We start from the raw sequence: 14,071 nt of genomic DNA, 5'->3' as shown, positions 1-14,071 counted from the left end.
AATGATGGTCGCCAAGGTAGGAATTTAGTTGACAATTCCCGCCGCTTGGTTAGCCGTTCACGGGCCTTAGTTGGGTCTTCCCGCCGGCGGGAATCGTCAACTAGCACTCGACCCCACCCAACTAAGGGCCGGGAGCCGCCAACTAAGCAGCGGCAGCGGCTAGCGAAGCGGCGGGAACCGCCGGCTAATGCCCGGGATGCCGTGGCTACCGGGCGGGGCACGAAAAAGGCCCGCCGCACGAAAAAGGCCCGCCGGGAGGGGCGGGCCTTGTGAAGTGCTTATTCTTGTTAGGAATGAGTGTGCTTCTTTTCCTTCTCGTAAGCAGTAAGGTTCAAAATTGCCCTCCTGATAGAACGGTAATCGTCTGGTGGAACATCAATAAAGCCAACACTTCCTTCGTCGTCTTCTGAAGGAAGTAGTCCTTGAGGCGCTCGGGTTGTATTAATCAAATCAACATAACAACCATAGTCTAACTTATAGACATCAAATCTAGAACCTGGTTGGTCATGAGCAGACACATTTCTTTTAAGAATGTGTATGATGCGAGCATCAAACAGGTAATCTATTAAGTCATGTCGTGTGTTTGTACCTAACAGAAAAGCTCGGGCTTTTCGCTCTTTTATAACTTCATTGATTACCCAGTGAAGTAAGTCGTGTGCATCATCGTTAGACCGCACTAAGCTTTCCTTGTCTTGCTGATACCACTTAAGTGCTGCTTGTCTTACATGATTCATTGAAATCAAGTCGTTTAATGCTCTTTGAGCAGCCAAGCCAATGATATTGATAGCATCTCTAGGTACACCTTCTGCTGACCTAATGAATTCATCAAATACGTTGGATTGAGTAAACGCCTGCTGAATAAATTCATCAGAGCTTTTTGGTCCAGTAGATTTATCAAGGTCTTCTATTTCAAGATAATGCTTGTAGAACAATTCTTTAAAGAATGTTCTTGCAGCCTGAGTGTTATTCTCAAAAACCATGAAATCATCTAGGTTGAGGTCTGCTGAAATATCAGCTCCCAATTCAAACCCTAAATAATCATTATGATGTAGTCTAGCAATAAAATGTGACCGTTGCTCAATGGCAGCAATTTTTACAACAAACCCAGCTAGGGGAAATATAGACCTTCTTAGTAAATCCGCTAAAAAAGGCTGTAATTCGATGGGTACACTGCTCCATTCGTCTAGTAATAACCAAATTCTCTTTTTCCCAAGAATGCCGATAAGTTCTCGAAGAGCATTGCTTATGCGTCCAAAATGTACTCGATGCTGTGTTACACCGCTTTCAGATATTTTTCTTTCCTGCTTGTCACTGCTGGACGCACCCTTTTTTCCTTCTAAGGCAAATTCTAATTTGCCATCTTTAACACCTAATGTAGCACCAGCAGAATTTGTGCGTTCTCTGGAATTTGAAGTATTTGTTTCAATAGTTGTGTTCCCAACCACTGCAACCTCGGTTATGGCAGAAGATAGTTCATCAACTAATGTTAATGCAATTGCAGGGTCGTAACTGCGTAAATTATTGCTAAAATAATCTCGTAAACTATTATGAAATGATATTAAAACATCTTGCAAGAGGCGAGTGGCCCTCTCATGGGTAGGTATACTCGCATCGGAATAAATACCCCCTGAGGAACCAATGGTTCTCATGTCTATATATACGGGTATATCTCCTTTTGTTTCTTTAATGTCGGAAAGGTAAAGGAGAGCATGGGTTTTTCCTGTGCCACGTCTTCCATAAATCACTTGGTGATTAGGATTGGATAATAATGTGAAGAGGGGCCCAACATCAACGAAAGTAGCAACAAGCTGAGCACGTTCACTAGTTTCTGCTCGCTTATTAAGCCTCATAAACGCGGTATTCAGCAAGGTGGCCATGATTTGGGTTTTAACAGGTGGTATTTATATACAATATTAAAGCTTCCCCAGAATCTCCAGCGCCGCGGTGGCGATGACCGTGCCGGGGCCGTACACGCCGGCCACGCCCGCGTCGTAGAGGAACTGGTAGTCCTGGGCGGGGATGACGCCGCCGGCAATCACCAGGATGTCTTCGCGGCCGAGCTGCTTGAGCTCCGTGAGCAGCTGGGGCAGCAGGGTTTTGTGGCCGGCGGCGAGGCTGCTCACGCCCACCACGTGCACGTCGTTGTCGGCGGCCTGGCGGGCCACTTCGGCGGGCGTCTGGAAGAGGGGGGCGAGGTCGACGTCGAAGCCCACGTCGGCGAAGCTGGTGGCAATGATTTTGGCGCCGCGGTCGTGGCCGTCCTGGCCCATTTTGGCCACCAGCATGCGGGGGCGGCGGCCTTCGCGGGCCGCAAATTCCTCGGCGGCGGCGCGGGCTTGTTCAAACGCTTCGTTGTGGTGCATTTCCTGGGAGTAGACGCCGGCCACGGTGCGCGTGGTGGCCTGGTGGCGGCCGTACTGGGCTTCGAGGGCGTCGGAGATTTCGCCCAGCGTGGCGCGGGCGCGGGCGGCCGTCACGGCCAAGGCCAGAAGGTTGTGGGCGTCTTTGTCGGCATCGGCGGCAAGGTCGTTGAGGCGCACGCCGGCGGCTTCGGTGAGGGCAGCCAGGGCCACTTTCACGGCCACGGGGTCGCGGTCGGCGCGCACTTGCTTGAGGCGGGCAATCTGGCTGGTGCGCACGGCGTCGTTGTCGATGTCGAGCACTTCGACCTCCGTTTTTTCGGTGGTCTGGTACTTGTTCACGCCCACGATGATTTCCTTGCCCGAGTCGATGCGGGCCTGCTTGCGGGCGGCGGCTTCCTCGATGCGCAGCTTGGGCAGGCCGGTTTCGATGGCTTTGGCCATGCCGCCCAGCGCCTCCACTTCCTGAATGAGGGCCCAGGCCTTGTCGGCCAGCTCATGGGTGAGGGTTTCGACGTAGTACGAGCCGCCCCAGGGGTCTACTACTTTGGTGATGTCGGTTTCGTGCTGCAGGTAGAGCTGGGTGTTGCGCGCGATGCGGGCCGAAAAGTCGGTGGGCAGCGCAATGGCTTCGTCCAGCGCGTTGGTGTGCAGGCTTTGGGTGCCGCCCAGGGCGGCGGCCAGCGCCTCGATGGTGGTGCGGGCCACGTTGTTGTACGGGTCCTGCTCGGTGAGGGAGTAGCCCGAGGTCTGGCAATGGGTACGCAGGGCCAGGCTCTTGGGGTTGGTGGGGTTGAACTGCTGGATGAGCTTGGCCCACAACAGGCGGCCGGCCCGCAGCTTGGCAATCTCCATGAAGTGGTTCATGCCAATGGCCCAGAAAAAGCTCAGGCGTGGGGCAAACTCGTCAATCTTCATGCCCGCGGCTAGGCCGGCGCGCACGTACTCCAGGCCGTCGGCCAGGGTGTAGGCCAGTTCCAGGTCGGCGGTGGCGCCGGCCTCCTGCATGTGGTAGCCCGAGATGCTGATGGAGTTGAACTTGGGCATCTTGGCCGCCGTGTAGCTGAAGATGTCGGCGATGATGCGCATGCTCGGGGCGGGCGGGTAGATGTAGGTGTTGCGCACCATGAACTCCTTCAGAATGTCGTTCTGAATGGTGCCCGACAGCTTTTCCGGGCTCACGCCCTGCTCTTCGGCCGCCACGATGTAGAAGGCCAGCACCGGTAGCACGGCCCCGTTCATGGTCATGCTCACCGACATCTGGTCGAGCGGAATCTGGTCGAAGAGGATTTTCATGTCTTCCACCGAGTCGATGGCCACGCCGGCCTTGCCCACGTCGCCCTGCACGCGGGGGTGGTCGGAGTCGTAGCCGCGGTGGGTGGCCAGGTCGAAGGCCACGCTCAGCCCTTTCTGCCCGCCGGCCAGGTTGCGGCGGTAAAACGCGTTCGATTCCTCGGCCGTCGAAAAGCCGGCGTACTGCCGGATGGTCCACGGGTTCTGCACGTACATGCTGGCGTAGGGCCCACGCAGGTAAGGCGCCTGCCCCGCGCCAAAGCCTAGGTGGTCGAGGCGGGCCACGTCAGCCGCCGTGTAGAAAGGCTTGATGGCGATGCCCTCGGGCGTGAGGGCGGCCGCCGTTTCAGGAGCCACGGGCGCAGCCGGGGCAACAGCGGCGTTGTAAGGAATCGAGGAAAAGTCGGGTTTCATGGCAAGGAATAACAAAGGCATCTGTCATTGCGAGGCGCAGCCGAAGCAATCCGTCCTCTCAACGCGCAAAGCCCTGAGATGTGAGGAGCGTTTTCTTTCAAGCAGAAACGCTACTAAGGTTTAGAGAAAGGTCAGCTTATGAAAAGCTTGTCACAGTACTTAGGTTGGTCGCTGCGAGCAGGACGGATTGCCGCGCTGCGCTCGCAATGACAGACGGCGCGCCTACCGCCCCTGCAAACGGGCCAGCACTTCCTCGGTGGTGTAGCCCTGCACCTTCATTTCCTTGAAGCCGAACACGCGCACGGCCTCGTGCAGGGTGGCCATGTCGGAGCTGAGCAGGGCCGGCGGAATGAAGTGCTGCTTTTCGGTCGGAATCTGGTAGATGAAGCGGGCAAACTTCTGGAACTGCTCCGGCGTGGCGTACATCAGCGTGGCCTCTTCGGGCGAGGAGTAGAGCACCGACAGCGTGCCCGGCGGGTGCGAGGCCGCAATTTCGGGCCGCTCGTGGGGCTGCAGCATGTTCACGAACTGCTCCAGAATAATCTGGTTGGTGTTGGTGCCCAGCAGCACCACGGCGGCGCGCTTGCTTTTTTTCTCGCGGCGCTCAAAGTGCAGGGCCGTGGCCAGGCGCAGCACCTCGGTGGGATAGGCGGCGCGCGTCACGTCGAACTCGGCCGAGCGCAGCAGCTTCTTGGGGTGGAAGCTGAACTGCTCCCGCGGGTTCTGGAAGCGGTTGGTGCCCACTATCACCTGCTGGCCGCTGGCAATGCGCCGGAACGTCTCAGTGGCCACGGCCTTGATTTCGTCCAGCACCTGGCCGCGCGCCACCGGCAGCCCGCCCGCGGCCTCCACGCGCTGAAACAGCGTCCAGGCTTCCTGGGCCAGTTGGTCGGTCAGGGTTTCGAGGAAGTAGGAGCCCGCCGCCGGGTCCTGCACCTGGCCCAGGCCGGCTTCTTCGCGCAGCAGCACCGAGAGGTTGCGGGCCAGGCGGGCCGAAAACTCGTTGGCTTCGGCAAACACGCAGTCGAACGCCGCCACGCTCAGCGAGTCGGCGCCGCCCAGCACGGCGCTCATGGCCTCGGTGGTGTGGCGCAGCAGGTTGGTGTGCGGGTCCAGAGTGGTTTGGGCCCACGACGAGGTGAGGGCGTGCACGCGCAAGTTCGCGTTCAGGCTGGCCGGCAGCCCGAAGCCGTGCAGCAGCGTGGCCCACAGCCGGCGCAGGGCCCGCAGCTTGGCCATTTCGGGAAAATAGCTGGGCGCCACGGCCATGTGCACGTGCAGCGTCGCCGCCACCTGGGCCGCGCTGATGTCGTCGGTGGGCAGCTCGGCCAGCAGGGCCGCGGCCGTGTTCAGGCTGAAGGCAATCTGCTGGGTGGCGGTGGCGCCGCGGTTGCCAAAAAAAGCGCCGTTCACGGCCAGGGCCCGGAAGTCGGGCATGGCCGTGGTCAGGCTCACGCAGCGGCGCAGGGCGGCGCGGTAGTCGGCCAGCTCAGCGCCCTCGGGCACCGGGCCGGGGGCAAAGCGCAGAAAGCCGCGCAGGGCCGTGCCGGGCGCGGCTTCCACCAGCTGGCTGAGCAGGGCGTCGGGGGCGGCCGTCACGGTATAGCCCACAAACGTGGTGGCCAGCGGCAGCATCTCGGCCAGGTAATGCACGGCAAATGACCCGGCATCGGCCAGGATGAAGTGCACGCCGTCGGCGCCGCGGCCCAAGGCCTGGACGGCCTGGTCGATTTGCGCGCGGCCTTCGCCGGCCGGCACATTCAGGGCGGGCACGTTCAGCCAGGGCACCACCGGGTGGGGCAGGGGCGCCGGAGGGCCGCCCAGGGCCGCCAGGGCCTCGCGGTGGTAAAAGGGCTCCACGCTGAAGCCGTCGGGCAGGGGCCAGCGCAACGTGGCGGGGTCCTGGCCTTTGAGGTCGCGGGCCAGACGGGCCTGCCATTCGGCGGTGGTAACGGCCGGAAACTCGGCAAAGGAAACGGGCACAGCGGCCGGGGTATCGGACATAAGAGAAAAACCGTGTGGGAATTGGCCGAAGGATGATTGCTGCAACTACGCGCCGGCCCCAAAACAGGCCGAAAGATACCGCCCCGGCCGCGTTGGCACATGGGGGCGGGCCGGCCTTGCAAAGGCGCATTGCAACGTAGCTTTGATGCCCATTGCCTGGTTTCATTTCATTTCCTTTTTAATTATCTTCTTTTTAATGCTCTTTCGCTACTCGAAATCATTCTTCCTCGCCCTGTCGCTGCTGGCTACGGCCGGTGCCGTGCAGGCCCAGCAAAACTTCCGGCCGGGCTACGTCGTGAAGACGGAGGGCGATACGCTGCGGGGCCAAGTGCAGGTGCGCGGCGCCCACCGGAGCGAGGCCCTGTGCCGTTTTCGTCCCAATTCAGAAGCGGGCACCGTCGATTACAAGCCGGCCGCGTTGCGGGGCTACGGCTTGGCCAACGGCCAGCGGTACGAAACCCGCCTGGTTCCGACTACCGATTCCCTGGGAAGACCCGCGCAGCGGCAGCTGTTTTTAGAACCTTTGGTGAGCGGACGCGCCAGCCTCTACACCCGGCGCGATGCATTCGATGAGGTGCATTACTACCTCTACCTAGCGCAGGCCGGGGCTGGCCCCGTGCAGGAACTCGAAAACCGCGTTGTTCGCCGCATCTATACAGCAAATGAAGCCCCCGAAGTGATTCCGGTTTATCGGAAAACGTTATCGGAAGCCTTCCGCGACTGCTTCGCCGTTCAGCCGTCGCTGCCCAAACTGGAATACACGGCGAGCAGCTTGGCCGCCGTGGTGCGGCGGTACAATGCGTGCTCCGAGCCGGAAGCCGTTTTCAAGTCCAAAGACACGGGTGGTCCCAAACGTCAAGGGGCAACCGTTGCCTTCGGGGTGGCGGGCGGAGTGGCCCGGACCAGCATGAAGTTTCAGGGAGAAATCAGCCTTCGGAATGGCACTTTCACCAGCGTTTCGCCCCTGTTCGGGGTTTACTTTACCTCCACCTTCCCGGAGCTGAATCGCAACCTGGAGCTGCGCGTCGATGCACTCTACCAAAAGCTGGATTATAACGATTCGTACGTGGCAAGAGGCTTTTCGAGCGTGGACCTGCGCGAGCAGGCTTCGCTGCAGTTCCAGCGCCTGGCGGTGCCCCTGCAGCTGCGCTACTACTTTCGCACCAATACGCTTCGTCCTTACGTTTATGCGGGCGTCAACGGCAACTACTTGCTGAGTTACGCCACCCAACTCCGGTCCGAGTACACGGCGGGCGGGGTTCCCGTGGTCACCAACAAAGAGGCCGTCAACCCCGCCATTGTTTCGAAAACCGACTTCGGGGTGCTGGGCGGCGCGGGGCTTTCGCTTGGCGTGGGAAAACGCGCTATTGGCCTGGAGCTGCGCGCAGAGCGCAACGGCGGCTTCGTGAGCAGCCCCACCATCAGCGCGCCCATTATTCAATACGGGGGGGGGGTCAGCTTCCAACTCTTTTGATTGGCACGCCGCCAACTGGTCATTACCCGGCGCCGGGCTTGGGCAAATGCGCAGGCATTGACGCTTTGGTGTTGCACCTTTGTGGTTTCGGCTGGCATGCCCCTAGCCAAACAGGTCGCACAGGCCTTAGCGCCGGCCGGGAGCTGCTTTCCTTTACTTGCTACTGCTGTATGTTGCTTCGCCGTTTAGTTGTTCCGCTAGTGCCGGCCCTGGCCCTGGTTCTGGCCGCCGGTTGCCAGCGCGCGCCCTACGCTCCCACGGCTCGTTTTGCACCCGTCACGAGCCAGCCCGTGGGCAAAACCCAGGCCGAAGACCCCGCCGCTGCGGCCCTCATCGCGCCCTACCACGACAAGGTGACGGCCCAAATGACCGAAGTGCTGGGCACGGCCCCGCAGCCGCTCACCAAAGGCCCCGGCGAAAACCCGCTGTCCAACTTCGTGGCCGACCTGCAGCGCGAGCGCGCCAGCCGGGAGCTCAAGCAGCCCATTCCGCTGGGCGTGATGACCAACGGCGGCCTGCGCGCCGGCTTTGCCGCCGGCTCCGTCACGCTGGGCTCGGTGTTCGAGCTGATGCCGTTTGAGAACGAGCTGGTGGTGCTCGACGCGCCCGGCCCGGTGGTGCAGCAGCTGTTCGACTACGCCGCCCACATCAAGATGGCCGTTTCCGGCGCCACCTACACCGTCACCTTCGACGGCTTGCCCAAGGACATCCGCATCGGCGGCCAGCCCTTCGACGTGAACGACAACCGCACCTGGCCTATTGCCATTTCCGACTACCTGGCCACCGGCGGCGACAACATGGTGTTTTTCAAAACGCTCGTGCCGCGCCACACCAACGTGCTGCTCCGCACCGCCATTGCCGACCACATCCGCGACCTGACCAAGGCCGGCCAGCCCGTGACGGCCAAGGTAGAAGGCCGGGTAAAGGCCAATTAATCAGTTAGCAGTTATCAGTTAGCAGTGAACAGTTCGCAGTTCGCCTCTGGCTGAAAAGACCACAACAACTGCGAACTGTTCACTGCTAACTGTTTTTATGAAGCGCCGCGAATTTCTCCGCAATTCCCTCCTTGGCACCGCCGGCCTGTCCGTGCTGAGCAGCGTGGCCAATGCCGCCGAAGCTGCCACCGCTGCCAAAGCTCCGGTGAAGCTTACCATTCTGCACACCAACGACATGCACTCGCGCATCGAGCCTTTCCCCGACAACGGCGGGCAGTGGGCCGGGCTCGGCGGCATGGCGCGGCGTGCGGCGCTCATCAAAGACATTCGGGCCAAAGAAGCCAATGTGCTGCTCTTGGACTCGGGCGACATCTTCCAGGGCACGCCGTACTTCAACTTCTTCGGCGGTGAGTTGGAATACAAGCTCATGAGCCAGATGCAGTACGACGCCAGCACACTCGGCAACCACGACTTCGACAACGGCCTCGACGGCCTGCAGCGCCAACTGCCCAACGCCACCTTCCCCTTCCTCATCGCCAACTACGACTTCGCCAAAACGCCGCTGGCCGGTCGCTTTGCACCTTATAAGGTGTTCGAGAAGCAGGGCGTGCGCATCGGCGTGTTCGGGCTGGGCATCGAGCTGGCCGGCTTGGTGGCCGACAAGAACTTCGGCCAGACCGTGTACCTCGACCCCGTGGCCAAGGCCCGGGAAATGGTGACGCAATTGCGCGGCCCCGAAAAGTGCGACCTTGTCATCTGCCTCTCGCACCTCGGCTACAAGTACGAAAGCGCCAAGCTCGACGACCGCAAGCTGGCGGCCCAGGTGTCGGGCATCGACCTCATACTGGGCGGCCACACCCATACGTTCATGGACGCGCCGGAGCCCATAGCCAGCCCCGACGGCAAGGCCACGCTCATCAACCAAGTGGGCTGGTCGGGTATCAACCTGGGAAGATTGGACTATGAATTTTCGGCGAAAAATAAGCGGCCTGGTTTGGCAAGTGCCAGCGTGGTGCCGGTTCGCGCTGCCTGTTAAAAGCACGACATAAACAAGTGCTTTAATGCTTTTTTAAGTGCAGAGTTTTCCACAATTTTGTCCCCCTCTAAAAAATTAGGGCGCCATTACGGTGCTGCTTTTCTCATAGTTTTTGATGCCGGCGACTGTCCGGAAATTGTCTAACTGCTCTCATGCTCAAAGATTTTCGCACGGTTTGGGCTGGCTGCCTGCGCAGCATCTCGGCGGAAATCGGGGAGCAGAGCTTTAAGACGTGGTTCCAGCCCATTCGGCCCATTGAGCTCAAGGGCAACGTGCTGACCATTGAGGTGCCCAGCGCCTATTTCTACGATTGGCTCGAAGAGCACTACGTGGACGAGCTGCGCCGCGCGCTCTACCAGCAGCTGGGCCCCGAAGGCCGCCTCGAATACAGCGTGGTGGTGGACCAGGGCAACGAGCAGGCGCCGCCGCGTTCCCTGCACCTGCCGCCCACCCGCAAGCAGGCCGCCCCCGACCCGCGCGACACGCCCCAGGGCCCGCCCCCAGCTCCGGTGAACAACCCACTGGCCGGCAGTGCCCGCGCCGCGTCGGCTCGCTACGTGAATTCCGGCACCGTGCGCGCCGCCCAGCGTAGCAACTTCGGCACCAACACCCTGGCTGGCGCCGAAACCCTGGCGCCCCCGCGCAACCCCTTCGACACGGTGCGGCCCATGGACGGCAACATCGTGCCTTCGCAGCTCAACGGTTCCTACACCTTCGATAACTACATTGAGGGCGACTGCAACCGCCTGGCGCGCTCGGCCGGCCTTGCGGTGGCCAACAAGCCCGGCACCACCAGCTTCAACCCGCTGATGGTGTACGGCGGCGTGGGCCTGGGCAAAACCCACCTAGTGCAGGCCATCGGCAACCACATCAAGGCCACGGCGCCGGAGCGGTTCGTGCTGTATGTGTCGGCTGAGAAGTTTACCAACCAGTTCATCGACAGCGTGCAGCGCGCGCAGGTGCAGGACTTCGCCAACTTCTATCTGCAGGTCGATGCCCTGATTCTGGACGACGTGCAGTTTCTGGCCAACAAGGGCAAGACGCAGGAGATGTTTTTCCACATCTTCAACCACTTGCACCAGTCGGGCAAGCAGATTGTGATGACCTCCGACCGGCCGCCCAAGGACCTGCTGGGCCTGGAAGACCGGTTGCTGAACCGCTTCAAGTGGGGCCTGACGGCCGACGTGCAAAGCCCCGATTTTGAGACGCGGGTGGCCATCATCCGCAACAAGATGGAGCAGGACGGCATCGACATTCCGCCGGACCACGTGGTAGATTACCTCGCCAACTCGGTACACACCAACGTGCGCGAGCTGGAAGGCGTCATTGCCTCGCTGGTAGCCCAAAGCAGCTTGAGCCGCCGCGACATCGACCTCGAAATGGTGAAGCAGGCCCTGCGCCACATCATCGAGGAAGTGGAGGCGGAGGTGAACCTCGACTTCATTCAGAAGACCGTGGCCGCGTATTTCAGCATCTCAGTGGAGTTGCTGAAGGACAAAACCCGCAAAAAAGAAGTGGTGACGGCCCGGCAGGTGGCCATGTACTTTGCCAAGCACCACACCTCGCACACGCTGAAAACCATTGGCTTCCACTTCGGTGGCCGCGACCACACCACGGTGATGCACTCGGTGCAAACCGTGTCGGACCTGGTGGATTCGGATAAGAAATTCCGCGACCAGGTGGACGAGCTGCGGAAGAAGTTCGCGAAGAAATAAAGCTTCTTTACCTAACGGCTAAAAGCAAACGGGGCTCCGGACGCTATGCGTGTCCGGAGCCCCGTTTCGTTGCTGGGTGATGCAGTTTAAGCCGCGCTGGTGGGGGCGGTTTCTTGCAGGGGCACGTTGTGCTTGGCGGCAAACTCGCGCACCTGCTCGCGGAAGCTCGTTTTGCGGCGCTTGCCTTTCACTTCGCGCAGGTTGAGGGCGTAGATTTCGCCGTCTTTCTGGCGCACGCGCAGGGCCATGGGCTTGAGCTCCAAGGCGGCAATGTTTTCGGCAGCAAACACTTGCTTGGGCCGGAACAGGCCGTTTTTGTGCACAATGTAGCCGGGCGTGAATTCGAGGTAGCTCTGGGTGCCGAAGATGGGCGCGTTGTTGACCAGCACGTAGCCGATGTACACGAGGCTGAACACCAAGAACACCCAGTGCAGGAAGTGGTAGTCGTGCGCGTTGGGGTCGCCCACCATCATAAACAGCACATACACCACCCAGAAAAAGCCAATGGCGAGCTGGCCCCAGAACGGGACGCGGGAGGTGTTGGCGGGGCGGAGGCGGATGCGAGAGGTACCAGTGGGCATGGGGCAAATTTAGGACGAAGATTTGAGTAGTGGCGTGCAGCCGGGTCGCACAAGCACCAGAAACAAGCACGTCATGCTGAGCGAAGTCGAAGCATCTCTCCCGCGCAAGTATGCAGTTACTCTCGCAGTAGAGATGCTTCGACTTCGCTCAGCATGACGTTCAGCGTTATCGGAATCTTAAATCCGTTAGCCCACAAACTTGGCGTCCAGCGTCATTTCGGGCACGGCACTCAGGGCTTTCGAGACGGGGCAGTTGGCTTTGGCGTCTTCGGCGTGCTTCTGAAAGTCGTCGGCGGTGATGTTGCCGCCGGTCACGTTGCCTTCCACGCTGATGTGGATGCGCTCGATGACGGGGTGGCCGTTGTTGGGGTTCATCGTGACGGTGCTGCTCGTGTTGATGGTGTTCACCGTGTGGCCGTGCTTGGTGAGCACGCTGGTGAGGTACATGGTGTAGCAGCCGGCGTGAGCCGCCCCGATGAGCTCTTCGGGGTTGGTGCCGGGCTTGCCTTCGAAACGGCTGCCAACGGAGTAGGGAGCGTTGAGGAGGCCGCTTTCGGTGGTGAGGGTGCCGTGGCCCTTGATGTCGCCGGTCCAGGCGGCGCTGCCTTTGTGGTCTGCCATGATGATGTTGGGGTGATTGGTGAAAAAGTGAGTTAAAGTAACGGCGGCAAGGTAGGGAGGTTGCCTCAACCGTAGCCAACCGAAAACGCCCAACGTACCTTAGCGGCCCGTCAAACGACGTTAATTACTGAGAGTATGGGATTGAAAGCTACGCTGAGCCGGCCGCTGGCCCGCTACATTGCCCGGCGCCACCAGCGCTGGCAGCAGCGCCCCGAAGCCACGCAGCGCGAGCTGCTGACGCGCCTCGTCGCCACGGCGGCCGGCACCGCCTTCGGCCGGGCCCACGACCTGGGCAGCGTCCGCACGCCCGCCGACCTGGCCCGCCAGGTGCCCGTGCGCGACTACGAGGCCCTGAAGCCCTACTTCGACCGCACCCAGGCCGGCGAGGCCGACGTGCTCTGGCCCGGCCGCCCGCTGTACCTGGCCAAAACCAGCGGTACCACCTCCGGCACCAAGTACATCCCGATTACGAAAGACAGCATCCCCAACCACATCAACGGCGCCCGCGACGCGCTGCTATACTACATCTACCGCACCGGCCGCAGCGAGTTTCTCGATGGCAAGCTGATATTCCTGTCGGGCTCGCCCGAACTGGAACTGCACCACGGCATCCGCACGGGCCGGCTCTCGGGCATTGCCAACCACCACGTGCCGGCCTACCTGCGCCGCAACCAGCTTCCCAGCTACGCCACCAACGTCATCGAAGACTGGGAAACCAAGCTCGAACGCATCGTGGACGAGACTTTGGGCGAGAAAATGACCCTGATTTCGGGCATTCCGCCGTGGGTGCAGATGTATTTCGACCGCCTCACGGCTCGCACCGGCCAACCCATCAAGGACCTGTTTCCCGATTTCAACCTGTTCGTGTACGGCGGCGTCAACTTCGAGCCCTACCGCGCCAAGCTTTTCGAAAGCATCGGCCGGCCCGTGGACAGCATCGAGCTATTCCCGGCTTCCGAAGGTTTTCTAGCCTTTCAGGACGAGCCCGGCAACCCGGGCCTTCTGTTGCTGCTTAATAGCGGCATTTTCTTCGAATTCGTGCCGGCCGAGCGGTTTTTCGAGCCCGACGCGCCCCGCCTCACCATCGCCGACGTGGAGCTGGACAAGCAGTACGCCGTCATTCTCACCTCCAATGCCGGCCTGTGGGGCTACAGCATCGGCGACACGGTGCGCTTCGTGAGCTTGCGGCCACACCGCGTGGTGGTCACGGGCCGCATCAAGCACTTCCTCTCGGCCTTCGGCGAGCACGTGATAGGGGAGGAGGTGGAGCAGGCCCTGCGCGAAACCATGGCGCAGTTTCCGGAGGTGGAAGTCATCGAATTCACCGTGGCGCCGCTGGTGAGCGACGACCCCGCCACGCCCTCGCGCCACGAGTGGCTGGTAGAGTTTGCCCAGCCGCCGCTAGATGCGGGGGCTTTTGCCGCCGCCCTCGACACCGCCCTGCGCCGCCGCAACAGCTATTACGACGACTTGCGCAAGGGCAACATCCTCGTGCCGCTACTCCTCACGCCGCTACCAGCCGGCGCCTTTCAGCGCTACATGAAAAGCATGGGCCGCCTGGGCGGGCAGAACAAGGTGCCAAGGTTGGGGAACGATAGGAAGGTGGCGAAGGGATTGTTATCCATGTAATTTAGCCTG

10 protein-coding genes are annotated in these 14,071 nt (G+C 60.7%); 5 read left to right on the top strand and 5 right to left on the bottom strand.

Annotated features, from left to right (window positions below):
• Positions 1-287: 287 nt before the first annotated feature.
• The 3 genes from IC234_RS18775 to IC234_RS18765 all read right to left on the bottom strand — a co-directional run bounded on the left by IC234_RS18775 (position 288) and on the right by IC234_RS18765 (position 6,071).
• Positions 288-1,877, bottom strand: coding sequence for an ORC-CDC6 family AAA ATPase (locus tag IC234_RS18775; RefSeq protein ID WP_190927668.1), 1,590 nt, complete (start codon positions 1,875-1,877; stop codon positions 288-290).
• A 36-nt stretch (positions 1,878-1,913) separates the two neighbouring features.
• On the bottom strand, positions 1,914-4,067 hold the full coding sequence (gene scpA, locus IC234_RS18770; RefSeq protein ID WP_190927666.1) for a methylmalonyl-CoA mutase: 2,154 nt from the start codon (positions 4,065-4,067) through the stop codon (positions 1,914-1,916).
• Positions 4,068-4,289: 222 nt separating this feature from the next.
• Positions 4,290-6,071 carry a methylmalonyl-CoA mutase family protein gene (locus IC234_RS18765; RefSeq protein WP_190927664.1) on the bottom strand — a complete coding sequence of 594 codons (1,782 nt, stop codon included), beginning with the start codon at positions 6,069-6,071 and terminating at the stop codon, positions 4,290-4,292.
• Between the two features lie 196 nt (positions 6,072-6,267).
• Between IC234_RS18765 and IC234_RS18760 the strand changes: the two genes are divergently transcribed.
• The 4 genes from IC234_RS18760 (at position 6,268) to dnaA (ending at position 11,231) form a co-directional block, all read left to right on the top strand.
• Positions 6,268-7,545 carry an outer membrane beta-barrel protein gene (locus IC234_RS18760; RefSeq protein ID WP_190927663.1) on the top strand — a complete coding sequence of 426 codons (1,278 nt, stop codon included), beginning with the start codon at positions 6,268-6,270 and terminating at the stop codon, positions 7,543-7,545.
• A gap of 170 nt (positions 7,546-7,715) precedes the next feature.
• On the top strand, positions 7,716-8,480 hold the full coding sequence (locus tag IC234_RS18755; protein ID WP_190927661.1) for a 5'-nucleotidase C-terminal domain-containing protein: 765 nt from the start codon (positions 7,716-7,718) through the stop codon (positions 8,478-8,480).
• A gap of 97 nt (positions 8,481-8,577) precedes the next feature.
• Complete coding sequence (locus IC234_RS18750; RefSeq protein ID WP_190927659.1) at positions 8,578-9,516, top strand: bifunctional metallophosphatase/5'-nucleotidase; 939 nt, start codon at positions 8,578-8,580, stop codon at positions 9,514-9,516.
• A 152-nt stretch (positions 9,517-9,668) separates the two neighbouring features.
• Positions 9,669-11,231, top strand: coding sequence for a chromosomal replication initiator protein DnaA (dnaA, locus tag IC234_RS18745; protein ID WP_190927657.1), 1,563 nt, complete (start codon positions 9,669-9,671; stop codon positions 11,229-11,231).
• Positions 11,232-11,317: 86 nt separating this feature from the next.
• Here dnaA and IC234_RS18740 read toward each other — a convergent pair whose 3' ends face one another.
• Both IC234_RS18740 and IC234_RS18735 read right to left on the bottom strand, forming a co-directional pair.
• A complete protein-coding gene (locus tag IC234_RS18740) occupies positions 11,318-11,812 on the bottom strand; it encodes a hypothetical protein (protein WP_190927655.1) in 495 nt (164 codons plus the stop codon).
• A 186-nt stretch (positions 11,813-11,998) separates the two neighbouring features.
• Positions 11,999-12,433 (bottom strand): OsmC family peroxiredoxin, encoded by a 435-nt coding sequence (locus IC234_RS18735; protein ID WP_190927653.1) that lies wholly within the window; start codon positions 12,431-12,433, stop codon positions 11,999-12,001.
• Between the two features lie 135 nt (positions 12,434-12,568).
• On the opposite strand from IC234_RS18735, the gene IC234_RS18730 reads away from it, so the two are divergent.
• The gene (locus IC234_RS18730; protein ID WP_190927651.1) at positions 12,569-14,062 is read left to right on the top strand and encodes a GH3 family domain-containing protein; all 1,494 of its coding nucleotides are present in this window, start codon (positions 12,569-12,571) and stop codon (positions 14,060-14,062) included.
• Positions 14,063-14,071 lie beyond the last annotated feature (9 nt).

Source organism: Hymenobacter armeniacus (assembly GCF_014699055.1).
GTDB classification, from domain to species: domain Bacteria; phylum Bacteroidota; class Bacteroidia; order Cytophagales; family Hymenobacteraceae; genus Hymenobacter; species Hymenobacter armeniacus.
This window is presented reverse-complemented; position numbering and strand designations above follow the sequence as displayed.